We start from the raw sequence: 24,368 nt of genomic DNA on the forward strand, positions 1-24,368 counted from the left end.
AGAGGACACGCCTGCCCCCCACGCCGCCCGTCCGACCTGCCGACCCGCAGCCCGGCCGGATCCCCGGTCCCGGGCCGACTCGCAGCCCGGCTGGATCCCCGGTCCCGGGCCGACCCGCAGCCCGGCTGGATCCCCGGTCCCGGGCCGACCCGCAGGCCAGCTGGATCCCCGGTCCCGGGCCGCCCGCAGGCCAGCTGGATCCCCGGTCCCGGGGCGTCCGCAGGCCGGCTGGATCCCCGGTCCCGGGGCGTCCGCAGGCCAGCCGGATCCCCGGTCCCGGGCCGACCCGCAGCTCAGCCAGATCCCCAGCCTCAGGCCGACCCGCAAGGCCGCCGGATCCGCGGTCCCAGGCGGTCCCGCAGGCCAGCCGGATCCGCCGCCCCCGCCAGACCCCAGCCCCAGCCGGACCCACGCGTCCCCAGCCAGGCGCGTCCTCCGACGTCACCCGTGCCAGGACCGCCAAAGCGCCGCGTACGCCCCCTTCGCCGCGACCAGGTCGTCGTGGCTGCCCAGCTCGCTGATGCGGCCGTTCTCGACGACGGCGATGACGTCGGCGTCGTGGGCGGTGTGGAGGCGGTGGGCGATGGCGACGACCGTGCGGCCGTCCAGGACGCGGGCCAGGGAGCGCTCCAGGTGGCGGGCGGCCCGAGGGTCGAGCAGGGACGTCGCCTCGTCCAGGACCAGCGTGTGCGGGTCGGCCAGCACCAGCCGGGCCAGCGCGATCTGCTGCGCCTGCGCCGGGGTCAGCGCGAAGCCGCCCGAGCCGACCTCGGTGTCCAGGCCCTCGTCGAGGGCGCGGGCCCAACCGTCCGCGTCGACGGCCTCCAGTGCCGCCCACAGCTCGGCGTCGACGGCGTCCTCCGGTGCCCCCGCGCTCGACGGGAGGCGGGAGTGGGGGAGGGCGAGCAGCAGATTGTCGCGCAGGGAGCCCACGAAGACGTGGTGCTCCTGGTTGACCAGGGCCACGTGCTCACGGACCCGCTCCGCCGGCATCCGGGACAGCTCGGCGCCGCCGAGGGCGACGCGGCCCTCCCGGGGCGCGTAGATCCCGGCGAGCAGGCGGCCCAGTGTCGACTTGCCCGCTCCGGAGGGGCCGACCAGCGCCAGCCGGGTGCCGGGGGCCACCTCCAGGGACACCTTGCGCAGGACGTCCACCCCGGCGAGGTAGCCGAAGTGCACCCGGTCGGCCTGCACGTCGCGTCCGTCGGGGGCCAGCGAGGCGTCCCCGGCCTCCGGTTCGATGTCCCGGACCCCGACCAGCCGGGCCAGCGACACCTGGGCGACCTGGAGTTCGTCGTACCAGCGCAGGATCAGGCCGACCGGGTCGACGAGCATCTGCGCGATGAGCGCGCCGGTGGTCAGCTGGCCGACGCTGATCCAGCCCTGGAGGACGAAGACTCCGCCGAGCATGAGGACCGAGCCGAGGACGGTGACGTGGGTGATGTTGATGACCGGGAAGAGGATCGATCGCAACCAGAGCGTGTACCGCTCCCACGCCGTCCACTCCTTGACCCGCTGCTTGGACAGCTCGATGCGGCGCTCGCCGAGCCTATGGGCCTCGACGGTGCGGCCGGCGTCCACGGTCTCGGCGAGGGCGGCGGCCACGGCGGCGTACCCGGCGGCCTCCGAGCGGTAGGCGGAGGGCGCCCGCTTGAAGTACCAGCGGCAGCCGGTGACCAGCAGCGGCAGGGCGATGAGCACGGCGGCGCCCAGCGGCGGCGCGGTGATCACCAGACCGCCCAGCAGCAGTGCCGCCCACACCACACCGATGGCCAGCTGGGGCACGGCCTCGCGCATGGCGTTGGCGAGCCGGTCGATGTCGGTGGTGATCCGGGACAGCAGATCGCCGGTCCCGGCGCGCTCCAGCACGCCGGGGGGCAGTCCGACGGACCGGACGAGGAAGTCCTCGCGCAGGTCGGCCAGCATCCGCTCGCCGAGTATCGCCCCCCGCAGCCGCACCTCGCGGACGAACACAGCCTGGATGACGAGAGCGACCAGGAACAGCGAGACGGTGAGTTCCAGGTGGAGCTCGCGCGCGTTGTCCGAGACTCGCTCGACCAGGTCGCCGAGCAGCCAGGGCCCGGCCATGGAGGCCATGACGGCGGCCGTGTTGACGGCGACCAGGACCAGGAAGGCCCGGCGGTGCCGGCGGAACAGTTCGGTCACGTAGGCGCGTACGGTGGCCGGGGCGCCGACGGGCAGCGTGTTCGCCGTCGTCGGGGCCGCGGGGTCGTAGGCCGGTGGCGCCACGCCGATCATGCGCTCTCCTCGATCTCTTCCAGTGCGTGCAGTGCCGCCGCCTCGTCGCTCAGCCGGGAACCCTCGTCGGAACCCACCGCGTCGCCCCGTGCCGCCGCCTCCTCGTCCGTCTCCCGGGTCACCACGGCCCGGTATCGCGGCTCCTTGTGGAGCAGCTCCCGATGCACGCCCACCGCCGTGACCTCGCCGTCGTGGACCAGGACGACGCGGTCCGCGTGGTCCAGAAGCAGGGGTGAGGAGGTGAACACCACGGTCGTGCGGCCCGCGCGCAGCTCCCGCAGACCGCCCGCGATCCGCGCCTCGGTGTGGGAGTCGACGGCGGACGTCGGTTCGTCGAGGACGAGCACCTCCGGGTCCGTGACCAGGGACCGGGCGAGGGCCAGGCGCTGGCGCTGGCCGCCGGACAGGGAGCGGCCGCGTTCGGTGATGAGCGCGTCCATCGGGTCCGCCACGTCGAGGGAACCCTGGGCCAGTGCGGCCAGCACGTCGTCGCACTGCGCCGCCGCCAGAGCCTCCGCCGAGCCGACCGCGCCCGACTTGGGCACCTCGAACAGCTCGCGGAGCGTGCCGGACAGCAGCACCGGATCCTTGTCCTGGACCAGGACGGCCGTGCGCGCGGTGTCGAGCGGCAGTTCGTCCAGGGGCACTCCGCCCAGCCTCACCGACGTGCCGGGTTCCGCGGGGTGCCCGCCCAGCCGCTCGGCCAGCCGCCCGGCCGCGTCGGGGTCGCCGCACACCACGGCGGTGAACCGGCCGGCGGGAGCGAGGAGTCCGGTGGCCGGGTCGTACAGGTCGCCGGAGGGGACGTCCTGCCCGGCACGCGATCCGTCCGTGTCCGTGGCGCGTTCCATCGACAGCACCCGCGCCGCCCGCTTGGCGGAGGGCCGGGAGAAGGAGTACGCCATGGCGATCTCCTCGAAGTGCCGCAGGGGGTAGGTGAGCAGCATGATCGAGCTGTAGGCGGTGACCAGTTCACCGACGGTGATGCGGCCGTCCCGAGCGAGATGGACGCCGTACCAGACGACCACGATCAGCAGCAGGCCCGGCAGCAGCACCTGGATCGCGGCGATCAGGGCCCACATCCGGGCACTGCGCACGGCGGCGTGGCGGACCTCCTGGGAGGCGCGCCGGTAGCGGTCCAGGAAGAGCTCCTCGCCGCCGATGCCGCGCAGCACACGCAGTCCGGCGACGGTGTCGGAGGCCAGTTCGGTGGCGCGCCCCGCCTTCTCGCGCTGGAAGTCCGCGCGTCGTGTCGCGTGGGGCAACAGTGGCAGGACCGCGAGCGCCAGCACGGGCAGGCCGATCGCGACGACGACGCCGAGCGCGGGCTGGTAGAGCACCAGGCCGACGCAGACGAGCACGATGGTGACGGCGGCGGCCGTGAACCGGGAGACGGCCTCCACGAACCAGCCGATCTTCTCGACGTCGCCGGTGGAGACGGCGACGACCTCGCCGGCCGCGACGCGCCGGGTGAGCGCCGAGCCGAGCAGCGCGGCCTTGCGGGCCAGCAGCTGCTGGACGCGGGCGGCGGCCGTGATCCAGTTGGTGACGGCGGTGCGGTGCAGGAAGGTGTCGCCGAGGGCGATGCCGACGCAGGCCAGTGCCATCAGGCCGCCCGCGAGGGCGAGTCGGCTGCCGGAGCGGTCCACGACGGCCTGGATGGCGAGGCCGATGCAGAACGGCAGCGAGCTGACGGAAGCGAAGTGCAGCAGGCCCCAGGCCAGGGATTTGAGCTGTCCGCCGAGCTGGTTGCGGAAGAGCCACCACAGGAAGCGGGGCCCCGAGCGGGCGTCCGGGACGCCCGGGTCGGGATACGGAAGGTCTTGAATCTGCATGACGTCCCAGTGGCTCGGGTCGGGGATGAGGAAGGGGCTGAGGGTGCGGGCTGACAAATCCGGGTCGAGAAAGCGGTGTCCACCGCGCGCGGTGGCAGCAAACCGTGACAGGTTCGCGTCGCAGCGTGGTCGGTGGCAAGCGGTTTTCCGCAACAGGCGAAACGATCCGGCTGCCTTCAGCGGTCACACCGGACTCAGGGACTCCGGCCGTCACTCGGGGCGGGCGCGGGGCCGTCCGCGCAGGCGGCTCCCGCGTGTCCCCGCGTGTTGGCGGAGGCGCCATTGCGCGGGCCCGCAACCCCCCGTAGAACACGCCCATGAAGAGTCGGATTGCCATGTCCATGCTCGCAGGGGTGACCCTCCTGGCGAGCACGCTCCTCGGAGCGAGCCCCGCCTCCGCACAACCGGCCGACGTCCCCGCCGAGTTCGGCAGCGACTGGCACGACCCGGTCACCGCCGCCCCGCCCGTCACCGCCCCGGACACCCGGTCCTGCCAGGTGACCCTCGCCGAAGCCCAGTTCCGCGACTTCACGCCGTACCGGGGCACTTACACCCCACCCGCCGACTGCGGCGACCGCTGGAACAAGGTGGTGCTGCGCCTCGACGGCAAGGTCCAGGGCCGCCAGTACGACCGCCTTGGCCATGTCAGCGTGGGCGGTGTCGAGGTCTTCCGTACCTCGACCCCGCAGCCCTCGCCCGACGGCATCGAGTGGTCCGTCGAGAAGGACGTCACGCGCTACGGCGACACCCTCCGCGAGGACCAGGACGTCGAGATGCTCATCGGAAACGTCGTCAACGACACCTACACCGGCGTCATCGACGTCAAGGTCACCCTCACCTTCTACACCGGCAGCCCCGCGAGCACGCCCGACCAGGTCCTCCCGCTGACGGACGGCGCCACCCTCACCACCCCGCGCAACAGCGAACGCATCGTCGCCGAGGTGTACGCCACCGGATCCGGCGGCGGATGCGAGGAGTACTGGTATCTGACGGTGCCCGATTCCGCGCCGTACTCCTGCCAGGCCGCGGACGGCCCCAACCGTGAGGTGCAGATCAGGGTCGACGGGCAACTGGCGGGCGTCGCCGCGCCGTTCCCGCATGTCTGGACCGGCGGCTGGTCCAATCCCTTCCTCTGGTACGTCGTTCCGGGGCCGCGTGCCTTCGACGTCAGGCCGATCGAGTACGACCTGACGCCGTTCGCCGGAATCCTCAACGACGGCCGCCTGCACCGAGTGGAGGTGTCCGTGGCCGGTCTGCCCGAGGGGCGGCCCGGCTGGAGCGCCCCCGTGAACATCCTGGTCTGGCAGGACGAGGGCCGCGCACACGTGACCGGAAAGCTGACCGAGCACGACGCCGGTCCACTCGCCAACTCCGCCACGTACAAGCCCGGTTCCGAGCACCGGCTGGACACGCGCAGTGCGCACCGGCTGACGGTCGCCGGATACGTCGACACCTCGCACGGCCGGGTGACCACCACCGTCCGTCGCTCGCTGGCGCACACCTCCGTCCATCGCTGGACCGACGGCGAGACCATGGACGCACTCGACGCCACCTGGCGAGACCACGAGTCGGTCACGGTCGACGGACGAGGACCGGCGAGGACGACGCGCACGCAGCGGACGTACGAGATGGACGGCACCACGACCCTCGGCGCGGACGACCGGCTGCGCACGGTGTTGACCCTGGGCGACCGGGCGACGGCCGTCACCACGCGCGACGGCCGCCGGACCTCCTGGTCCACGCTCGACGACAGGTACACGGGCGACGCGACCTGGACCGTCAACGTGCCGCGCGACCAGCGGCACGCGGTCGGCACGTCCAGTGAGCGCTATCAGGTCTACGGCTCGCAGGTTCCCGGCGGCTGCTACGACCGCTCGCTGGCCACCGAGCAGGGTGTGCTGACGGAGGACCGCCTGCGCTGCTGACGAGGCCGGCAGCGAGTCGACGAATGAACGGCCGCCGCTCCGACGCCCCGAAGCGGCGGCCACTGGCCAGTAATGCACGTCGGCATCGTGTATGTCTCAAAAGCGCGTGTCGAACCGCTGAACGTGAGGGCAGCCGGGGTGCTGCAGAGCCCTCAGCAGCGCCCGTCCCCGTCCACCAGCGTGTCCAGCAGTGCCCCGAGCACCTCGCGCTCCAGATCCGTCAGTGGTCCCAGGATCTCCCGTGCCGCGGCCCGTCGTGCCGCGTGCAGCTCGCGCAGGGACGCCCGGCCCTCTTCCGTCAGCTCGATACGGATCACCCGCCGGTTGGTCGGATCCGGCACTCGTCGTACCTTGCCGCCCGCCTCCAGCCCGTCGACCAGGGAGGTGACGGCCCGGGGGACCACTTCCAGGCGCTCGGCGAGGTCGGCCATGCGGGGCGGCGAGGGGTAGTGGGCGAGCGTGCGCAGGAGACGGGACTGGGCCGGGGTCACGCCCAACCCCGACAGCTCTATGTGCCGCTTCTGGATCCGGTGCACGCGCCGGGTGAACCGCAGCAGCTGCTCGGCGAGCAGCCCGTCGGGATCGGGGGTGCTCACCGGGTCTGAGGACGTCACCGGATCGGGGGTGGTCATGCGGGAACAATATCAGGATGCCGTTCATTGTGAGTATAGGTAACAATGAGCTACGCTCACTCCGTCCCGCCCGAGCCCCCTCCGTAGGAGCCCATGCATCCCGATCACGAACCCGCCTGGACGCCGTCGGCCGAAGAGAAACAAGAGCCCCGGCAGGTGCGCCGCATCCTGCGACTCTTCCGCCCCTACCGGGGGCGCCTCGCCGTCGTCGGCCTGCTGGTCGGCGCGGCATCCCTCGTGTCCGTCGCCACCCCCTTCCTCCTGAAGGCGATCCTCGACGTCGCCATTCCCGAGGGCCGCACCGGGCTGCTCAGCCTGCTCGCCCTCGGCATGATCCTCAGCGCCGTCCTGACCAGCGTCTTCGGCGTGCTGCAGACCCTGATCTCCACGACCGTCGGCCAGCGCGTCATGCACGACCTGCGCACGGCCGTCTACGGCCGCCTCCAGCGCATGTCGCTGGCTTTCTTCACCCGGACCCGCACCGGCGAGGTGCAGTCCCGCATCGCGAACGACATCGGCGGCATGCAGGCCACCGTCACCTCCACCGCCACCTCGCTGGTCTCCAACGCCACCAGTGTGGTCGCCACCATCATCGCGATGCTCGCCCTCGACTGGCGGCTGACCACCGTCTCCCTGCTCCTGCTCCCGGTCTTCGTGTGGATCAGCCGCCGGGTCGGCAACGAACGCAAGAAGATCACCACCCAGCGCCAGAAGCAGATGGCCGCCATGGCCGCCACGGTCACCGAGTCGCTCTCCGTCAGCGGCATCCTGCTCGGCCGCACGATGGGCCGCTCCGACTCCCTCACCCGCACCTTCGCCGACGAGTCCGAGCAGCTCGTCGACCTGGAAGTCCGCTCGAACATGGCCGGCCGCTGGCGCATGGCCGTCATCACGATCGTCATGGCCGCGATGCCCGCCGTCATCTACTGGACCGCGGGCATGGCCCTGCAGCTCGGCGGACCCGAGGTCTCGATCGGCACGATCGTCGCCTTCGTCTCGCTCCAGCAGGGCCTGTTCCGCCCGGCCGTCAGCCTGCTCGGCACCGGCGTCCAGATCCAGGCCTCGCTCGCTCTCTTCCAGCGCATCTTCGAGTACCTCGACCTGCCGATCGACATCACCGAACGGGAGCGCCCGGTCCGCCTCGACGAGATCAGGGGCGAGGTCCGGTTCGAGAACGTCGAATTCCGCTACGACGGTGAAGGCGCCCCCATCCTCGACGGCGTCGACATCACCGTCCCCTCGGGCGGCTCCCTCGCGGTCGTCGGCCCCACCGGCGCGGGCAAGTCCACGCTCGGCCACCTGGTGCCCCGGCTGTACGACGTGACCGGCGGTCGGGTGACCCTCGACGGGGTCGACGTCCGTGACCTGGACTTCGACACCCTCGCCCGCGCGGTCGGCGTCGTCTCCCAGGAGACGTACCTCTTCCACGCCTCGGTCGCCGACAACCTGCGCTTCGCCAAGCCGGACGCCACTGACGAGGAGCTGCAGGCGGCGGCTAAGGCGGCCCAGATCCACGACCACATCGCGTCCCTGCCCGACGGCTACGACACGGTCGTCGGCGAGCGTGGATACCGCTTCTCGGGCGGCGAGAAACAGCGCCTGGCCATCGCCCGCACGATCCTGCGCGACCCCCCGGTCCTCGTCCTGGACGAGGCGACCAGTGCCCTGGACACCCGTACCGAACACGCGGTGCAGGAAGCCATCGACGCGCTGTCCGCCAATCGCACCACCCTCACCATCGCCCATCGCCTGTCGACCATTCGAGGCGCCGACCAGATCGTGGTCCTGGATTCCGGGCGGGCCGTCGAACGCGGTACGCACGAGGAGCTGTTGGAGCGGGACGGGCGGTACGCGGCGCTGGTCCGCCGGGACGCCCGACTGGAGCCGACAAGATGACGATATGTCGGGTTTATCAGCTTTAGCGGGTTACCGTGCCCGCATGCACATGAACACTCCGCCACGGAGCACGATGCGACTTACGCGCCGGGGCCGACTCGTCCTCATCGCGACCGGGGCCGTCGTGGCCGCCACCGCCGTGGCGGTGCCGCTGCTGAGCCTGGGTGGCGAGGAAGAGGAGAAGCCCACCACCCTGGTGATCCCCGAGGGCTGGCGGGCAGGCCAGGTCTACGACGCCGTCGACAAGGTGCTCGCCCTGCCCGCGGGTACCGCCAAGAAGTCCCTGGCCAAGGCGAATCTGAAGCTGCCGAACGACGCCGAGGGCAACCCGGAGGGCTACCTCTTCCCGGCCACGTACCCGCTGGAGCAGAACGGCACGAAGGCCACGCCCGAGTCGCTGCTGTCGGCCATGGTCGAGACCGCCAACAAGAAGTTCAACGGCGCCCCGATCGCCGCGGGCGCCCAGCGCAACGCGATGAACGTCTATCAGGCGGTCACCATCGCGAGCATCATCCAGGCCGAGGCGGCCACCAAGGCCGACATGGGCAAGGTGGCCCGGGTCGTCTTCAACCGCCTGGAGCGCGGGATGCCGCTCCAGATGGACTCCACGATCAACTACGCCCTCAACCGATCGACGTTGAAGACCTCGCTGGCCGACACCCGGATCGACAGCCCCTACAACTCGTACCAGCGCATGGGACTGCCCCCGACCCCGATCGACAACCCGGGCGAGGACGCGGTGCGCGCCGCGATCAGCCCCACCCCGGGTGACTGGCTGTACTTCGTCACGGTCAAGCCCGGCGACACCCGCTTCACCGCGGACTACGCCGAACACCAGCGCAATGTCGCGGAGTTCAACCGCAACCAGCAGCAGAGCTCGCCCAAGGCGAAGTGACGGGAGTGATCAGGCGGCCACGGGCTGTTCCTCGGCCAGCAGCCGCCTGATGTCCCGTACGGCCGCGCGGCCGGCCCGGTTGGCGCCGATGGTGCTCGCCGAGGGGCCGTAGCCGACCAGGTGGATCCGCGGATCGGCGGCCGCCCGCGTCCCCTCGACCCGGATCCCGCCACCCGGCTCCCGCAGCTTCAGCGGCGCCAGATGGTCGATGGCGGCCCGGAATCCGGTCGCCCACAGGATGACGTCGGCGCTCACCCGCCTGCCGTCCGCCCACTCCACACCGTCCTGAGTGATCCGGTCGAACATGGGCAGCCGGTCGAGGACACCGTCCGCGAGGCCCTGCCGGATCGCGTCATTGAGCGGCAGCCCTGTCACCGACACCACACTCTTCGGCGGCAGCCCCTGCCGCACCCGCTCCTCCACCAGCGCCACGGCCGCCCGCCCCGCGTCCTCGTCGAAGGGGCCCTCGCGAAACACCGGGGGCCGCCGGGTGACCCAGGTGGTGGAGGCGGCGTAAGGGGCGATCTCCAGCAGATGCTGGGTTCCCGAGGCGCCCCCGCCCACGACCACGACCCGCAGTCCGGCGAACTCCTCGGGCCCCGGGTACTGCGCCGTGTGCAGCTGCCGTCCCCGGAAGGTCTCCTGGCCGGGGTAGCGCGGCCAGAACGGCCGGTCCCAGGTGCCGGTGGCGTTGATCAGCGCCCGGGTCGACCACACCCCGGCCGAGGTCTCGACGAGCAGCCGTCCGCCGTCCCCCTCGCGCACGGCGTGCACGTCGACCGGCCGCCGTACCCGCAGATCGAAGGCGCGCTCGTAGTCGGCGAAGTACTCGGAGATCACCTCGGCGGACGGCCGTGCCGGATCGGCGCCGGTCAGCTCCATGCCCGGCAGCGCGTGCATGCCGTGCACCTTGCCGTACGTCAGTGAAGGCCACCGGAACTGCCAGGCGCCGCCCGGGCCGGGGGAGTGGTCCAGGACCACGAAGTCACGGTCCGGCTCGAATCCGGTGCGCCGCAGGTGATAGGCGCCGGCGAGCCCTGCCTGCCCGGCGCCTATGACGACTACCTCGGTCTTGTTCACGGTTCTACTAACCAGGAGGCGGTCCCGGATCTTCCCGCGGGCTCGATCTTCAGGACTCTTCCGAGGCTCGGGCGGCAGGCAGGTCAGGCCGCTTCGGCGCCGAGGCGGCGCTGGAGGTCGGCGCGCAGTTCGGCGAACCGGGGGTCCGCGGTGTCACGGGGCCGGTCGAGGTCGATCCGCCGCTCGTGGGCGATGACGCCGCCGTCCATCAGGAGCACCCGGTCGGCGAGGAGGAGGGCCTCCTCGACGTCGTGCGTGACGAGGAGCACGGCGCAGCCGCGCCGCTGCCACAACTCCCCGACGAGCCGCTGGGCCTCGCGCCGGGGCAGCGCGTCGAGCGCTTCGAACGGCTCGTCGAGCAGCAGCAGATCGGGTTCGCGCACCAACGCCCGGGCCAGAGAGGCGCGCTGGGTCTCACCGCCGGAGAGGGTCCTGGACCATGCGGTCGTACGGTGGCCGAGACCGACCTCTTCGAGGGCGCGCTCGGCGACGGCCCGCTCGGGCTTGCCGGGCAGGCCGAGCAGGACGTTGCGCCAGACCCGCTTCCATGGCTTGAGCCGGGGGGCCTGGAAAGCGACGGCCTTGCGGCGCGGGACCAGGACGGTGCCCTCGATCTCACGGTCGAGGCCGGCGAGGATGCGCAGCAACGTGGACTTGCCGCAGCCGCTGCGGCCGAGCAGAGCGACGAACTCGCCCGGCCTGATGTCGAGGTGGAGCCGGTCGATGACGGGACGCCCGTCGAAGGAGCGGCTGAGTTGGTCCACCCGTACGGCGGGGTGGGAGCTCACCGACCGGTGAACGTCGGTCGCCATTGCAGCAGCCCCTTTCGAGGGTACGGATGACGAGGTCCTCACCGACCTGAACAGCCCGGACAGGAGGGCGAGTCCGGTACCGATGACGGCGCCGAGGAGCAGTCCGCCGACGCCCCGTTGGAGTCAGGTGCGGCTGACCGTAATCAGGCGTCCTCGCGCAGGTCAACGCCGCTCCGGCGAACTTCATGGCGCTTAACGTGGCTTCATGCCGCCGTCACACGTGCGTCGCGCCCTCGCGCGCGACGGGGCACGGATGAAGGAGGATGGAGGGCATGTCAGATGCCTTCACCACCCGAGTTCTGAACGTCTCCTCCGGCTCCACGGAGCGTGTCGTCGATCTCACCCGCGACTGCGAGGCCTTCCTGCGGGAGGCGGCCCAGGGCCGCGACGGCCTCCTGAACGTCTTCGTCCCGCACGCCACGGCAGGCATCGCCGTCATCGAAACGGGCGCCGGAAGCGACGACGACCTCCTGGCCGCCCTCCACACCCTTCTCCCCGCCGACGACCGCTGGCAACACCGCCACGGCAGCCCCGGTCACGGCCGCGACCACGTGCTGCCCGCCTTCGTGCCGCCGCACGCGACACTGCCTGTCCTGAACGGCCGTCTCGAACTGGGGACCTGGCAGTCGGTGTGCCTGGTGGACACCAACAAGGACAACCCCGACCGTCAGGTCCGGCTGAGCTTCCTGGGCTGAGTTCTCCGGCTCCCGCGGCCTCCGACGGTCCCGGTCATTTCCGCAGCGCCGTCGCGAACTCCTTCAGGAACAGCGCCTCGACATGGGCCATGTGCTCGATCTCGGTGGGGTCGACGCTCTCGTTCGGGGCGTGGATGAGACAGCGTGGCTCCTCGACGCCCATCAGGATGATCTCGGCGCGCGGGTAGGCCGCCGCGAGGACGTTGCACAGAGGGATCGAGCCTCCCTGGCCGAGGAAGGCCAGGGGCCGTCCGTACACGTGGTGCATCGCCTTGCCCAGGGCCGTGTACGCGGGGCCGTCGGTGGCGGCTCGGAACGGGGAGCCGGTGCCCTCTGTCTCGACCGTGACGCGGGCACCCCAAGGGGCGGCCTCCGTCAGGTGTTTGGTGAGGGCTGCGCGGGCCGCGCCCGCGTCCGTGCCGGGCGGCACACGCAGGCTGACGCGGGCGCGGGCGGTCGCCGGGACGGCGGCGGCGGATCCGACGACGGGTGGGCAGTCGATGCCGAGGACGGTGACCGCGGGGCGGGCCCACAGGCGGTCGGCGACCGTGCCGGTACCGGTGAGACGCACGCCGTCGAGGACGCCGGCGTCCCGGCGAAAGGTCGCCTCTTCGTAGCCGACACCGTCCCAGGTGCCCTCGCAGTCCAGGCCGTTGACGCGGGTGGCACCCGTCGCCGGGTCGCGAAGGGTGGCGAGCATCTGGATCAGGGCGGCGAGCGCGTCGGGGGACGGGCCGCCGAACATGCCCGAGTGGACCTCGCCCTTCAGGGTCTCGACGCTGACCACGACATTGGCCAGGCCACGCAGTGTCACGGTCGCGGTGCCGGTGCCCACCTCGGCGTTGCCGGTGTCGCACACCAGCAGGGCGTCGGCCAGGAACTGCTCCGGGTGCTGGGCGACGTACTGCTCGAGGCCGCCCGTGCCCTGTTCCTCCGAGCCCTCGGCGACGAACTTCAGCCCGACCGGCAGGTCCTCGCCGAGTGCCCTCAGCGCGGTGAGGTGCATGACGATGTTGCCCTTGCAGTCCGCGGTGCCACGGCCGTACCAGCGGCCGTCCGCCCCCTCGGTCAGGGCGAAGGGCGGGGTGTTCCAGGCGGTGTCGTCGAGCGGGGGCTGGACGTCGTAGTGGCAGTAGAGGAGCACCGTGGGTGCTCCGGGCGGGGGCGGGCGGTGGCCCATGACGGCGTGGCTGCCGTCGGGGGTCTCGGCGAGGTGGACGTCCCGCAGGCCCGCCTCGGTGAACGCGTCGGCCACCCACTGAGCCGCCCGGCGGCACTCCTCGGGCGGGTACTGGCGGGGGTCGGCCACGGACGGGATGGCGACGAGCTCGGCGAGGTCCGCCTGCGCCCGCGGCATCAACGCGGCGATCGTCTCCGCGAGCTCACTCACCGGTCAGCTCCTCACCGTGTCGTCGGTCTCCAGGTCTTCGAACTTGTCCTGGAAGTCTTCGAGCTTGTGCGGGCAGTAGATCTCCAGGATCTTGGCCTCGGCCCGCAGCGCCCTCCCGTCACCGATGACGGGGCGCTGGCCCACGAACGCGGCCCCATTGGAGACGTTGATCTTCCACAGCGCCGACTCCAGCGCGCTGACCGGGTCGTCGCAGACGATGCCGCCGTCTGTGCCCAGCGTCCGCTCGATCGTCCTGGTGTCGGGGCGGGGCCAGCCGGCGTCCTCGGCGGCGTCGGCGAGCTGGTTGGCCTTCTCGGCGGCCTCGTTCGTCGACTTGACCTTCTCGTACTGGATGATCCCGATGACCACCAGGGCGACGAGCACCACGATCGCGCCGATGTAGATCCACCTGTGCTCGGAGGCGAAACGGGTGGGGCTCATGACCGGCCTCCCTCGGCCGCTTCGGTGCGCCAACTCGGTTTGCGCAGCTTGAGGAAGGCGTACGGGATGAGGAAGCCCAGAACGGCCAGGCCACTGCCGATGAAGGCGACGTACCCCCATACGCTGCCGCCGCCGAACTGTGAGGGCGGTACGAAGCCGATGACCATGGCGGCCGCGGAGGCGAGGAGGCCGACGACGCACATGAGGCCGAGGGCGGGGACGCGGTAGCCGCGCGGGTGGTCCGGCTGGGTCTTCCTCAGGCGCATCGCCGCGACGAACATCAGCAGGTAGACCACGAGGTACACCTGCGTGGTGATCGTCGAGAAGATCCAGTAGACGTTCGAGACGTTCGGGATCAGCGCGTACATCAGGGCGATGACCGTGGTGATGATGCCCTGGGTGACCAGGATGTTCTGCTGGATGCCGTACTTGTTCAGCTGTTGCAGGAAGGGCGGCAGATAGCCCTCGCTGCGGGAGATCTCCAACAGGCCCTTCGAGGGACCGGCCAGCCAGGTGAGCATGCCGCCGAGCGCCGCCGAGACGAGCATCACGGCGGCGACGGGGGTCATCCAGCCGATGTGGAAGTAGGAGAAGAACGCCTCGAACGCCTGCATCACACCGGCGGTCAGGCTCAGCTGGTTCGCGGGCACCACCCAGCTGATGGCGAGCGCGGGCAGGATGAAGATCAGCAGCACCAGCCCCATCGCCAGGAACATCGACTTCGGGTATTCCTTCGCCGGGTCCTTCAGCGATGAGACGTGGACCGCGTTCATCTCCATGCCGGAGTACGACAGGAAGTTGTTGACGATCAGCACCAGGCTGGCCAGACCCGTCCACGCCGGGAGCAGGTGATCGGCGGTCATGGGGGCGGCGGAGGCGTTGCCCTGACCTAGGAAGACCATTCCGAGGACCACGAGCAGCGTGCCCGGGACCAGGGTTCCGATGATCAGTCCCCAACTCGACAGCCCCGCCAGGGCCTTGGTGCCGCGCGACGACACCCACACGCCCGTCCAGTACAGGACCATGATGACGATCGCGGTGTAGAGCCCGTTGGAGGCGAGGGACGGATCGATGACGTACGCGATGGTGCTGGCGACGAAGGCCAGCAGGCTCGGGTAGTAGAAGATCGTCATGGCGAACTGGCACCAGACGGCGAGGAATCCGAGGGGCTTGGACAGCCCTTCGCTCACCCAGCGGTAGACGCCGCCGGACCAGCCGGAGGCGAGTTCGGCGGACACCAGCGCGGTCGGCAGCAGGAACACGATCGCCGGGACGAGGTAGAGGAAGACACAGGCCAGGCCGTACACGGCCATCGTGGGGGCGGCGCGCAGGCTGGCCACCGAGGCGGTGGTCATGAAGGCCAGCGTCAGCCAGGTGAGGGTGGGGTTCGCCACCGCTCTCGCCTCGGTGCGTATCGCCGGTCTCGGCCGATCGGCCGGTACATCCATTGACGCCATGGATCCCTCCCCGTGAGCTGGACGAGTTACTGCACAGACTCGGCACGGGGGCCGTGGGGCGCAGATCGAAGTAGGCCGTTCGAGTGACGAAAGCCGGGCGGGGGCGGGGCCGGTCCCGCCCGAGATGCCGCTTCCCGGCCCTCGCCGCACGCGGGGACACCCGGGCTTGGAGTGAGGAGGCCGGGCGTGGAACAGCGGGCGGCCGCGGACCTCGACGAGCTCACGGCGCTTCCGCCCCGGCTGACCCCTCTCCTCGTCGTCACCGCCATCGCGGTCGGGCTGGTCGGCGGCGTCCTCGCAGGGGGCACAGCGGCTCGGACTCCGAGAGCCCGCGCTGGGTGGGCCGCGTCGAGGAGGCGGTCGTACGGCAGGGGCGGTCCGGTCGCCGCGATGAGGGCCGTGACAGTCTGGAGCGGCCGATCAGTGCCGTGCTCCTGGCGTATGCAGGCAGGGGCTTCTGGTCGGTCGGCCGGACGAGTTCGACAGGGGGCTACGGGAGAGATGCGCGAGGAGTCGGTGGAGCGGTCGGACGCCGCGGGAACGGAACGCCGGACGCCGGTGAACGGTGCGGGAGTCCCACGGCTCCCCGCACCTCGCGAACCGGTCCCGCCCGCACCGGGCCCCGTGACACCCGACCCGCCGCACGGGACCGGTCGGCCGCTGCTCACCCAGTCGTGGCTCGACCTCGCCTTCCTGCACTGGGCCGCCGACCTCGCCGCCGTCGCTCCGCTGCTGCCCCCGGGCACCCGACCGGACACGTTCGACGGGACTACGTACGTCGGTCTCGTCGCCTTCCGGATGCACCGCGTCGGATGGCTCGCATGGCCGGGCGTCCCGTACTTCGGCTCCTTCCCCGAGACCAACGTCCGGCTCTACTCGGTCGACGCCCACGGCCGCCGCGGTGTCGTCTTCCGCTCCCTCGACGCCTCCCGCCTCGTCCCGGTGGCCATAGGACGGGCCGCGTTCCGGCTCCCGTACGTGTGGTCGCGCATGACCGTGCGGCACGACGGCCCCACCGTCACCTACGACAGTTCCCGCCGCTGGCCCGGCCCTCGGGGCGCGCACAGCCGGATCGCGGTCCGGATCGGCGCCCCGGTCACGGAACCCACCGACCTGGAACACTTCCTGACCGCCCGCTGGGGCATGCACATCGCCCTGGGCGGCCGATCCCACTTCCTCCCCAACACTCATCCCCGATGGCCGCTTCACCGGGCGGAACTGCTGCGCTGCGAGGAGAACCTGGTGGCAGCGGCGGGTCTGCCCGCGCCGTCCGGCGCCCCGGTGAGCGTGCTGTGGTCGCCGGGGGTCCCGGTGCGCTTCGGGCGCCCGGACCGGACGCCGGCCCCGGTGTGACGACGGCGTGCGTGCGAGCGGTTCAGCGCCGGCTGAACTGGACCTTCGTCGGCTGGACGACGTCCGGGCGTACGGCGATCCCCTCCACGGTCAGCTGTTCGCCGTAGAGGTCGGTGACGCGGATCGCGCCGCCGCAGCCATTGCCGTCCTCGGCGAGGAAGTAGTTGTAGTCCGTGCGGGGCAGCTTCCGCCAGCCGCCGGTGGTGCGGACTTCCAGGCCGGTGACCGGGTTGCGGTGGTCGATCACCTGGATGCCACACCAGTGCACGCTTGAGCCGGTCTTGTAGCGGAAGGAGATCGTGTCGGAGGTGTCGGGGCTGAGCAGGCTCCAGCTGATCTGGATCCTGCCCTGCTTCAGGTCGGCGAGTTCGGCGAAGGCCTCTTTACTGAGGTCGAGTTGGCCCGGTGCACAGGGCAGCGGGCATTCGTTGGTGATCTTCACGGTGACGGAACGGCCGTTCGTCGCGCGGACGAGCACGTACGCACCGCAGGCCCGGGACGTCTCGTAGTCGGCGGTGTTCATCGCCGCGATCATCATGTCGTCGCTCGCTCCGAACAGGCAGGCGCCGTCGCCGTTCCCGGCCTCGTAGTGGGTGGCGACTCCCTGGCGGGTGACGCCGGGCCGGATCCGGCCGGCCGAGGGGACCGCCGGGGGAGCGGTCGTCCTTGTCGCCTCGGCCGCAGGGGACTTGGCGGGGGCGGGCTTCTTGGTCGCCTTCGCCTTTTTCGTCGCCTTCGACGTGGCTGACGGGCTGGGGGAGTCGGTCCGGCGCGGTGTTTCCGCGGTCGTGCCGGCCCGGGCGCTGGTGAGGGGCGCGACGGCCACCGACTCAGCGTCGTCGTCCGAGCCGGGGAGCAGCGCGGCGCAGACGAGCGCGACCACGACAGCGGCCGCCGTCGCGGCACCCGCCGTCACCCTTCGTCTGTGCCTGCGCCGCCGTGCTGCCTGCCTGGGTGTCTGCATCTCTGACCACTCCGAGGATCGAAACCGGGTTCTACGGCTCTGTCGCCGCGGAACGCGAAAAGGTTGCCGCTGACCGACGGACGGTCCTGGGCGGGAGGGGGACGGGACGGGAACGGGATCGGGGGGCCTCAGGGTGCTGGAGTAGTTCTCTGCAGGAGGAGTCTGCGATGAAGCATCCCCCGGACCGGATCGACGGCGCGGTGGGGCTGCGCCACATTCTCGAGGAGCTGTCCGCCGTCGAGCGGTCCGCCGAGGGCGGCGGCGGACGGGCGGGGCCCTGTGCCGACGACGAGCCCTGGGACGGGCCCGAGTTCAGTGTCGAGACCGTCAGCGACAGCAGCATGCACACGGTCGTGGACATCAGCCTGCGCGATCCCGGCCCGAGGCCACCCGGCTGGGACGGGCCGAGCGGGGACGACGTCGTGGTGCTGCGCTCCACCGTGCGGGCTCTGCTCGATCTGGCGGGCGTCTGTACCGGGCGCGCCTGGACCACCGTCGTGCTGACCGGTGGCGGACCTCGGGTCGCGAGCTGCCGGATCGGCGCCGGGGACCCCGTGTTCGCCCGCGAACGCGTCCCCGGGCGCGACTGAACCAGGTCCGACCTGGCGTTACCGCTCCCGTTCCCGTGCGTGCCCCGGGGGCGGTATCGGCTCAGGAACGGTCCAGGAACGAGCCCCGGAACAGTGCGTGGTGTCGGAAGCAGAACCGGAGAAACCGCGTGAAGGGGATACGACATGGGACGCACGTCGGCCGGCCTCGTCGGGATCGTCACCGCCGCCGCCCTCACCCTCGGGCTGGTGTCCACGATCGAGACGGGACACCCGCAGGGCCACCAGGCCGGCGCGCGGATCCTCGCCGACGACGGCGGCCCCACGGTGATCGGCAAGCTCGCCGCCGGTTCGGACTCGACCGATGACGACGGCGGCCCGACGGTCATCGGCAAGGGCGGCTCCGGTTCCGCCACCACCAACGACGACGGTGGTCCCACGGGCCTCGGTCTCTGAGGCCGCGGTATTCGCCCCTGTGCCCCGCCCAGGCGTTCCGACCTGGTGCGGGGCACCGGTGCGTTCAGGAGCGGCGGCGGGCCGCGGGCACTCCCATCGCCGTGAAGAGCTCCTCCGCCGCGCGTTCGTTCCGCTCCGCCTCCTCGGGCCGGCCGAGGGACGCCTGCGCACGGGCCATGCCGGACAGCGCGTAGGCCAGCTCGATCCGGAAGTCCAGGGAGCTTGCCATCTCGTGCGCCCGTTCGTGCAGTTCCAGGGCGGAGGCGTACTCGCCGCGCCGGTACAGATAGCGCCCGACCGTGTTCCAGACCTTGGCCCGCCGCGGTGGAGAAACGTTTGAGCTGATGGTGGTGAGCGCGCGGTCCGCGTACGTACGGGCCTGCGCGTCCCGCCCCAGCCGATGCCCCACGTCCGCCGACAGCGCGAGCGCCAGCGCCACGTGCCCCGGGTCGCGGTTCTCCTCGCCCAGGGCCCGCGCCTGCTTCAGGCTCACCTCGGCCGCCTCCGGATCCCCCAGGCAGGAGTGGGCGAAGGCCAGGTCCGTGAGGGCGGCCAACTTGTTCTCGTGCCGCCCGAGTTCGTCCGCCAGCGCGATGGCCCGCAGGGCTGCCGACGCGGCCTCCTCGTGTCGACCCCACTGCTCGTACAGCGTGCTGAGCATCGTCAGGCTCTCCGCCTCGGGTCTGCTCGCGCCCAGCTCCCTCTGGTGCGCGATCGCCCGCTCCAGATGGGACAGCGCCTGCGGGAAGCGTCCGAGCATGCTGTTGAGCTGGCCCAGCGAGCTCTCGCTGTGGGCCACCGTCTGGAGGTCCCCGAGCCGCTCGGCCACCTCCAGGCTCTCGGTGGCGATCTCGAGGCCCTCGGCGAACCGACCCAGCTTCCAGCAGGCGACCCCGAGGTTCGACAAGCTCACCCCGAGCAGTGGCAGCTCACCGAGCCGCCGGGCCGCCTCCACCGCGATCAGCGCCATGCTCCGGAACTCCTCCAACTGGCCGCGCACACTCAGCTGGAAGGCGAGATTGCGCGTGAGGAACACGGCGTGCCGGTCGTGGCCGAGCCGCCCCGACAGGTTCACCGTCCCCACCACCGCGCTCTGCTCCCTCGCGAACCACGTCTCCGCCTGCCCACGGTCGGGGAACTCCGGTACCGCCAGGGACACTTCGTCGATACCGGTGGGGATCCGGCGGCGCCCGGGGAACATCACCCGGCACGCCGTCTCCGTCGCCGTGACGTAGTAGTCGAGCAGGCGCCGCACCGACGCCGCGTCGTCGTCCTCCGTCGCCCCCGACCGCAGGCTGTGCGCGAAACTGCGGACCAGGTCGTGGAAGGTGTACAGGCCGATCTCGGGCTGCTTCAGCAGGTGCACGTCCAGCAGGAGTTCGAGGAGGTCCTCGGCGTCGCGCGGGTCCGTGCCGAGCAGCGCGGCGGCGGCGTGGACGTCGATGTCGCCGCCCGGATGCAGCGCCAGGATGCGCAGCGCCGTCCGGCATTCCTGGTCCAGGGCCTGGTAGGACAGGCGGAGGGTCGCGGCGACACTACGCTGCCCCGAGCTCAGCTCGTCCAGGCGCCGCGTCTCGTCGCGCAGCCGGTCGGTGAGGTAACGCAGGGTCCAGCGCGGGCGGTTGCGCAGCCGGGCGGTGGCGATGCGCAGCGCCAGCGGCAGATGCCCGCAGAGCCGGGCCAGCTCGGCGGCGGCCTCCGGCTCCGCCGCGTACCGCTGTTCGCCCAGCGTCTCCGCGATCAGACGAGCGCACTCCTCCGGCGACATCACGTCGACCGAGATCCAGTGCGCCGAGTCCAGGTCCACCAGCCGGGCCCGGCTGGTGACCAGCACCAGGCAGCCCGGCGTCGTCGGCAGCAACGGCCGTACGCCGTCCGCGTCGACGGCGTTGTCGAGCAGGAGCAGCAGCCGCCTGCCGCTGATGGTCGCCCGCCAGAGCGCCGCACGCCCCGCGGAGTCCTCCGGGATGCGCTCGCTGGGCACGCCCAGGGCACGTAACAGGATGTCCAGCGCTCCGCCGGGGGTGACCGGCTGCTCGCCCGGGGTGTAGCCGCGCAGGTCGATGTAGAGGCGGCCGTCGGGGAAGTCGCCCGCCAGGGTGTGGGCCGCGTGGACGGCGAGGGAGGTCTTGCCGCTGCCGCCCATGCCGTCCAGGGCCACGATCCGGGAGTGGCGGTCGCATTCCCGTCCGGCCGAATCCAGAAGTTCACGCAGTTCACGCTCGCGCCCGGTGAAGTCGGCGAGGTCGTACGGCAGCGTGCTCGGAGCCTCGGCGGGAGCCGGCGGAGCGGCCGGCCGCGCGGCGGGGGCCGGGGCGGGCGGCGGCTCCGGCGCGGCGAGCTCCGGACTCTCGCGCAGGATCCCCTCGTACACCTTGGTCAGGCCGGAGCCGGGGTCGACGCCCAGTTCCTCCACGAGGAGTTCGCGGACCTTGCCGTACTCCTCCAGGGCCTCCGCCTGCCGGCCCGAGCGGTACAGGGCCAGCATCAGTTGCGCGCGCAGTGTCTCGCGCAGCGGGTGGCGCCGCACCACGTCCCGCAGGTCCCCGACGAGTTCAGCGGCCTCGCCGAGGCCGAGGCGTAACGCGAAGAGCTGCTCGGTCGCGGTGAGCCGACGCTCGTCCAGCGCCGTCGCCGCCGCCTCGATCACCGGTCCGCCCGCACCGGACAGGATCGGGCCGCGCCACAGACCGAGCGCCCGCTGTAACGCCGCGACCGCGTCGGCCGGCCGTCCGTCGGCCGCCGCCTCCTTGGCCGCCCGCACCAGCAGCCCGAACTCGGTGAGGTCCAGCTGCTCCGGGCCCAGCGTCATCCGGTAGCCGGGGCCGTCGGTGACCAGGACGTCGCCGCCGCCGGGAATGCGCCGCCGCAGGTCGGCGACCGCCTTGCGCACCTGGTGGGACGCGGTGGCCGGTGGATCGTCCGCCCAAGCGGCCTCGACAAGGCGGGCGATCGGCAGGACCCGTCCGGTTTCCAGGAGCAAGGTGACGAGGACCCGCTCCTGGATCAGTCCACCCAGCCGCAGTCTGTCTCCCCCCGCCCAGCCCTCGATGGGGCCGAGCACATTGAAGCGCAGCGAATCCGCCTCGGCATCGGTCATGCCGGCGAGCCTCCCCCGGTCACGGAATCCCCCCGATTTCCCCACGCAGCCTCCGGATGATAGCCCGTTCCCGTGCCCCTCGGTAACGAGGCGGTACGGCTTCGGTAAGCACTCCCCTCACGGTGGGATCCAGCAAGCCGCACCGGCTTCAGGCCCCGGCGAACGGCCCCAGTGGCCCAAGTGAAGGGCCCCGGCCACCGGCCCCAGCGATCGGCCCCCCACGCGGAGTACAAGGAGATTCGTATGACCGAGCAATCAGCGACGGACGGACTCGCCGACCGGTTACGGGCGGCACGCCGGTGGGCGGGCCTGACCCAGGAACAGCTCGCCGGCCTGTCGACCGTCAGCGTGCGGGCCATCCGCGATCTGGAGCAGGGCCGGGTCCGGCACCCGCGCCGCGAGACGCTCCGGCTGCTCGCCGACGCCATGCGGCTGAGCGACGCCCGCCGCGCCGCCCTGGAACTCGCCGTCGAGGGTGCCTCCGCCGGGCCGGTCATGCACGAGGCCTACGGGGCCGAACTCGCGCCGCCCCCCGCGCCGTTGTGCCGCCTGGTCGGCCGGGCCGAGGAGCTGCGGGCCCTCACCGGGCTGCTGGCCGGCGAGCACGACCGGCTGCTGACCGTGGTCGGCCTGCCGGGCGTCGGCAAGACCCGGCTGGCCCAGGAGGCCGCCGCCCTCCTGCACACCCGCGACCGGATGCCTGTCCTGTGGGTCGACATGGCCGAAACCGCGACGACCCCCGCCGCACCGCGCACCCCGCGCTCGGCGCTGATCGGCTGGGCCCGCTCCCTGGCCGCCGGCGACGGCGGACTCGAGGAGCTCACCTCGGTGATACGCGACCGCGCCACCCTGCTCGTTCTCGACGGCCACGACTCGGCGGCGCACCTCGTGCCGCGGCTGGCAGAGCTGCTGCACGCCTGCGAGCGCCTCCAAGTACTCGTCACCGCGCGGGAACCGCACCGCGTCCCGGGCAACCGGCTGCTCCCGCTCGCCCCGCTGCCGGTCCCCGAGCCCGAGGCCGACCCCACTCCGCCGGGGCAGTCCCTCACGGCCGGCCGGCCCGCCGTGGAGCTGATGTTGTCCCACGTCGGTCACATCCGCCCCGATCTGCTGCCCACGGATTCCATGGTGCGCACCGTGACCGAGATCTGCCGGGCCCTCGACGGGCTGCCCCGGGCGATGGAGTCCGCCGCGTCCTGGCTGTTGCTGCACTCCCTGGAGGATCTGCTGCGGGTCGCCCGGACCCGGCCGCTGGACATCGTGGACGACGCGACCCTCGCCGACCCGGGCGGCACCGCGCTGGCCGCGCTGCTGGCCGAGGCCGTGGACCGTGTTGACCATCAACCGGCCGCGTTGCTCGGTGACTTGAGTGCGCTGTCCGACGGCTGGACGGCCGAGCAGGCCGCCACCGCGCTGTCCGTCCCCACCGGTGCCGTGGTCCGTGACGTCCACGCGCTGCTGCTGCGCGGCCTCGTGCGCAGGCTGCCCGCCGGACCTGACGGTGCCGCGCGCTTCGGGGTCCTCAACCTGGTCCGCCGGCTCGCCGCCGAGCGCGCCGCCGCGTCGGCGACCCGGGCCGCTGCCCTCGTGCACTGAGGGAAACCCCTGTCGACATGGCTTGAACAGATCCCTACCGACCTCGATCGAAAGGCCCTCTCCCATGCGCGACTTCATCTCCCTCGCCGATCTCACCCCGGAGCAGCTCTCCGGGATCGTCGCCCGCGCCGTCGAATTCGGCCGCGGTGATGTCGCGGACCGTCCGCTGACGGGACGCCAGGTGGGCGTCTACTTCCGCAAGTCCTCCACCCGTACGCGTACGTCGTTCTGGAGCGGTGCCACCCGTCTCGGCGCCGACGTGATCACCTTTGGACCGGACGAACTCCAGCTCAGTACCGGCGAGACGGTGGAGGACACCAGCCGGGTCCTCGGCCAGTACCTGGACGCGCTCGTCGTGCGGACCAACGGCGACGTGGAGGAGATGCGCCGGCTCGGCAGCAGCCCGGACCTCGCCGTGATCAACGCGCTCAGTCTGGACGAGCACCCCACCCAGGCGGTGGCCGACCTGGCCACCCTCACCGAGCACTTCGGCGACCTGGCCGGGCGGCATCTGCTCGTGGTCGGTGAGGGCAACAGTTCCGGCGCGGCCCTCGCCCCGGCCGGCGCGCTCACCCCCGGACTGCGCATCACCCTGCTGTGCCCGCCGGACTACGAGGTGCCCAAGAGCACCCTCGACCTGGTGGAGGAGATCAGCGGTGGCCGGCACGACGTGCGCCAGTCGACCGACCCGGCCGCCGTGGAGGGCCCGGTGGACGCGATCTACACCAGCCGGTGGCAGACCATGGGCGTGCCCAAGGCCGACCCCGACTGGCAGACCGCGTTCGAGGGGTTCGCCGTCGACCAGGCCTTCTTCAACCGCTACAGCGGCCCGCACACGGTCTTCCTGCACGACCTGCCCGCCGTGCGCGGCCAGGAGGTCGCCGACGAGGTCCTCGACGGTGAGCGCAGCCTCGCCTGGCGGCAGGCCTACCACAAGATGACGGCCGCGATGGCGGTCCTGGAGTGGTGCGTGGTGGGCGCGGACGCACACTGACACAGCACGCGCGGCGGCGTCGGTACGGCCTTGGAGAGCC

The 24,368-nt window shown here is 71.9% G+C and carries 19 protein-coding genes; 9 read left to right on the forward strand and 10 right to left on the reverse strand.

Going from position 1 to position 24,368, the window contains the following annotated elements:
* Positions 1-441: 441 nt before the first annotated feature.
* Both ACWDRW_RS38470 and ACWDRW_RS38475 read right to left on the reverse strand, forming a co-directional pair.
* Positions 442-2,259 (reverse strand): ABC transporter ATP-binding protein, encoded by a 1,818-nt coding sequence (locus ACWDRW_RS38470; protein ID WP_451732658.1) that lies wholly within the window; start codon positions 2,257-2,259, stop codon positions 442-444.
* Positions 2,256-4,094 (reverse strand): ABC transporter ATP-binding protein, encoded by a 1,839-nt coding sequence (locus tag ACWDRW_RS38475; protein ID WP_451732661.1) that lies wholly within the window; start codon positions 4,092-4,094, stop codon positions 2,256-2,258. Before ACWDRW_RS38475 ends, ACWDRW_RS38470 begins: the two co-directional genes overlap by 4 nt.
* A 317-nt stretch (positions 4,095-4,411) precedes the next feature.
* On the opposite strand from ACWDRW_RS38475, the gene ACWDRW_RS38480 reads away from it, so the two are divergent.
* Positions 4,412-6,019 (forward strand): peptide-N4-asparagine amidase, encoded by a 1,608-nt coding sequence (locus ACWDRW_RS38480; RefSeq protein WP_451732664.1) that lies wholly within the window; start codon positions 4,412-4,414, stop codon positions 6,017-6,019.
* Positions 6,020-6,171: 152 nt separating this feature from the next.
* On the opposite strand, the gene ACWDRW_RS38485 is transcribed toward ACWDRW_RS38480, so the two are convergent.
* Positions 6,172-6,615 carry a MarR family winged helix-turn-helix transcriptional regulator gene (locus tag ACWDRW_RS38485; protein ID WP_451732712.1) on the reverse strand — a complete coding sequence of 148 codons (444 nt, stop codon included), beginning with the start codon at positions 6,613-6,615 and terminating at the stop codon, positions 6,172-6,174.
* Between the two features lie 129 nt (positions 6,616-6,744).
* Between ACWDRW_RS38485 and ACWDRW_RS38490 the strand changes: the two genes are divergently transcribed.
* Together ACWDRW_RS38490 and mltG are read left to right on the forward strand one after the other, a co-directional pair.
* The gene (locus ACWDRW_RS38490) at positions 6,745-8,547 is read left to right on the forward strand and encodes an ABC transporter ATP-binding protein (RefSeq protein ID WP_451732667.1); all 1,803 of its coding nucleotides are present in this window, start codon (positions 6,745-6,747) and stop codon (positions 8,545-8,547) included.
* 43 nt (positions 8,548-8,590) lie between these two features.
* Positions 8,591-9,442 (forward strand): endolytic transglycosylase MltG, encoded by an 852-nt coding sequence (mltG, locus tag ACWDRW_RS38495; protein WP_451732670.1) that lies wholly within the window; start codon positions 8,591-8,593, stop codon positions 9,440-9,442.
* A 9-nt stretch (positions 9,443-9,451) separates the two neighbouring features.
* Here mltG and ACWDRW_RS38500 read toward each other — a convergent pair whose 3' ends face one another.
* Both ACWDRW_RS38500 and ACWDRW_RS38505 read right to left on the reverse strand, forming a co-directional pair.
* On the reverse strand, positions 9,452-10,522 hold the full coding sequence (locus ACWDRW_RS38500; protein ID WP_451732673.1) for an NAD(P)-binding domain-containing protein: 1,071 nt from the start codon (positions 10,520-10,522) through the stop codon (positions 9,452-9,454).
* Between the two features lie 83 nt (positions 10,523-10,605).
* Positions 10,606-11,334 carry an ABC transporter ATP-binding protein gene (locus ACWDRW_RS38505; RefSeq protein ID WP_451732676.1) on the reverse strand — a complete coding sequence of 243 codons (729 nt, stop codon included), beginning with the start codon at positions 11,332-11,334 and terminating at the stop codon, positions 10,606-10,608.
* Between the two features lie 272 nt (positions 11,335-11,606).
* Between ACWDRW_RS38505 and ACWDRW_RS38510 the strand changes: the two genes are divergently transcribed.
* Positions 11,607-12,029: a secondary thiamine-phosphate synthase enzyme YjbQ gene (locus ACWDRW_RS38510; RefSeq protein WP_451732679.1), complete on the forward strand. Its 423-nt coding sequence runs from the start codon at positions 11,607-11,609 to the stop codon at positions 12,027-12,029.
* Positions 12,030-12,063: 34 nt separating this feature from the next.
* Here ACWDRW_RS38510 and ACWDRW_RS38515 read toward each other — a convergent pair whose 3' ends face one another.
* The 3 genes from ACWDRW_RS38515 to ACWDRW_RS38525 are packed head-to-tail and all read right to left on the reverse strand — an operon-like array spanning position 12,064 to position 15,317.
* A complete protein-coding gene (locus ACWDRW_RS38515; protein WP_451732682.1) occupies positions 12,064-13,419 on the reverse strand; it encodes a M20/M25/M40 family metallo-hydrolase in 1,356 nt (451 codons plus the stop codon).
* A gap of 3 nt (positions 13,420-13,422) precedes the next feature.
* Positions 13,423-13,860 (reverse strand): hypothetical protein, encoded by a 438-nt coding sequence (locus tag ACWDRW_RS38520; protein ID WP_451732685.1) that lies wholly within the window; start codon positions 13,858-13,860, stop codon positions 13,423-13,425.
* Positions 13,857-15,317, reverse strand: coding sequence for an APC family permease (locus tag ACWDRW_RS38525; RefSeq protein WP_451732688.1), 1,461 nt, complete (start codon positions 15,315-15,317; stop codon positions 13,857-13,859). The genes ACWDRW_RS38520 and ACWDRW_RS38525 overlap by 4 nt, the downstream gene beginning before the upstream one ends.
* A gap of 624 nt (positions 15,318-15,941) precedes the next feature.
* Between ACWDRW_RS38525 and ACWDRW_RS38530 the strand changes: the two genes are divergently transcribed.
* Positions 15,942-16,670: a YqjF family protein gene (locus ACWDRW_RS38530; protein ID WP_451732691.1), complete on the forward strand. Its 729-nt coding sequence runs from the start codon at positions 15,942-15,944 to the stop codon at positions 16,668-16,670.
* A gap of 22 nt (positions 16,671-16,692) precedes the next feature.
* On the opposite strand, the gene ACWDRW_RS38535 is transcribed toward ACWDRW_RS38530, so the two are convergent.
* A complete protein-coding gene (locus tag ACWDRW_RS38535) occupies positions 16,693-17,586 on the reverse strand; it encodes an expansin EXLX1 family cellulose-binding protein (protein WP_451732694.1) in 894 nt (297 codons plus the stop codon).
* A 215-nt stretch (positions 17,587-17,801) separates the two neighbouring features.
* Here ACWDRW_RS38535 and ACWDRW_RS38540 point away from each other — a divergent pair, with 215 nt between their 5' ends.
* Positions 17,802-18,224 carry a hypothetical protein gene (locus tag ACWDRW_RS38540; RefSeq protein WP_451732697.1) on the forward strand — a complete coding sequence of 141 codons (423 nt, stop codon included), beginning with the start codon at positions 17,802-17,804 and terminating at the stop codon, positions 18,222-18,224.
* Positions 18,225-18,368: 144 nt separating this feature from the next.
* Positions 18,369-18,638 (forward strand): hypothetical protein, encoded by a 270-nt coding sequence (locus ACWDRW_RS38545; protein ID WP_451732700.1) that lies wholly within the window; start codon positions 18,369-18,371, stop codon positions 18,636-18,638.
* A gap of 64 nt (positions 18,639-18,702) precedes the next feature.
* Here ACWDRW_RS38545 and ACWDRW_RS38550 read toward each other — a convergent pair whose 3' ends face one another.
* On the reverse strand, positions 18,703-21,738 hold the full coding sequence (locus ACWDRW_RS38550; protein ID WP_451732703.1) for a BTAD domain-containing putative transcriptional regulator: 3,036 nt from the start codon (positions 21,736-21,738) through the stop codon (positions 18,703-18,705).
* Between the two features lie 243 nt (positions 21,739-21,981).
* On the opposite strand from ACWDRW_RS38550, the gene ACWDRW_RS38555 reads away from it, so the two are divergent.
* Both ACWDRW_RS38555 and ACWDRW_RS38560 read left to right on the forward strand, forming a co-directional pair.
* A complete protein-coding gene (locus ACWDRW_RS38555) occupies positions 21,982-23,334 on the forward strand; it encodes a helix-turn-helix domain-containing protein (RefSeq protein WP_451732706.1) in 1,353 nt (450 codons plus the stop codon).
* A 64-nt stretch (positions 23,335-23,398) separates the two neighbouring features.
* The gene (locus ACWDRW_RS38560) at positions 23,399-24,328 is read left to right on the forward strand and encodes an ornithine carbamoyltransferase (RefSeq protein ID WP_451732709.1); all 930 of its coding nucleotides are present in this window, start codon (positions 23,399-23,401) and stop codon (positions 24,326-24,328) included.
* The last annotated feature ends 40 nt before the right edge of the window (positions 24,329-24,368 follow it).

Source organism: Streptomyces sp. NPDC003635, assembly GCF_053587635.1.

Bases quoted from the DNA above. Each gene is read 5' to 3' on its own strand.
- ACWDRW_RS38490 (WP_451732667.1), top strand. From the start codon at position 6,745: ATGCATCCCGATCACGAACCCGCCTGGACGCCGTCGGCCGAAGAGAAA.
- ACWDRW_RS38550 (WP_451732703.1), bottom strand. From the start codon at position 21,738: ATGACCGATGCCGAGGCGGATTCGCTGCGCTTCAATGTGCTCGGCCCC.
- ACWDRW_RS38505 (WP_451732676.1), bottom strand. From the start codon at position 11,334: ATGGCGACCGACGTTCACCGGTCGGTGAGCTCCCACCCCGCCGTACGG.
- ACWDRW_RS38560 (WP_451732709.1), top strand. From the start codon at position 23,399: ATGCGCGACTTCATCTCCCTCGCCGATCTCACCCCGGAGCAGCTCTCC.
- ACWDRW_RS38475 (WP_451732661.1), bottom strand. From the start codon at position 4,094: ATGCAGATTCAAGACCTTCCGTATCCCGACCCGGGCGTCCCGGACGCC.
- mltG (WP_451732670.1), top strand. From the start codon at position 8,591: ATGCACATGAACACTCCGCCACGGAGCACGATGCGACTTACGCGCCGG.
- ACWDRW_RS38540 (WP_451732697.1), top strand. From the start codon at position 17,802: ATGAAGCATCCCCCGGACCGGATCGACGGCGCGGTGGGGCTGCGCCAC.
- ACWDRW_RS38545 (WP_451732700.1), top strand. From the start codon at position 18,369: ATGGGACGCACGTCGGCCGGCCTCGTCGGGATCGTCACCGCCGCCGCC.
- ACWDRW_RS38470 (WP_451732658.1), bottom strand. From the start codon at position 2,259: ATGATCGGCGTGGCGCCACCGGCCTACGACCCCGCGGCCCCGACGACG.
- ACWDRW_RS38480 (WP_451732664.1), top strand. From the start codon at position 4,412: ATGAAGAGTCGGATTGCCATGTCCATGCTCGCAGGGGTGACCCTCCTG.
- ACWDRW_RS38510 (WP_451732679.1), top strand. From the start codon at position 11,607: ATGTCAGATGCCTTCACCACCCGAGTTCTGAACGTCTCCTCCGGCTCC.
- ACWDRW_RS38520 (WP_451732685.1), bottom strand. From the start codon at position 13,860: ATGAGCCCCACCCGTTTCGCCTCCGAGCACAGGTGGATCTACATCGGC.
- ACWDRW_RS38555 (WP_451732706.1), top strand. From the start codon at position 21,982: ATGACCGAGCAATCAGCGACGGACGGACTCGCCGACCGGTTACGGGCG.
- ACWDRW_RS38525 (WP_451732688.1), bottom strand. From the start codon at position 15,317: ATGGCGTCAATGGATGTACCGGCCGATCGGCCGAGACCGGCGATACGC.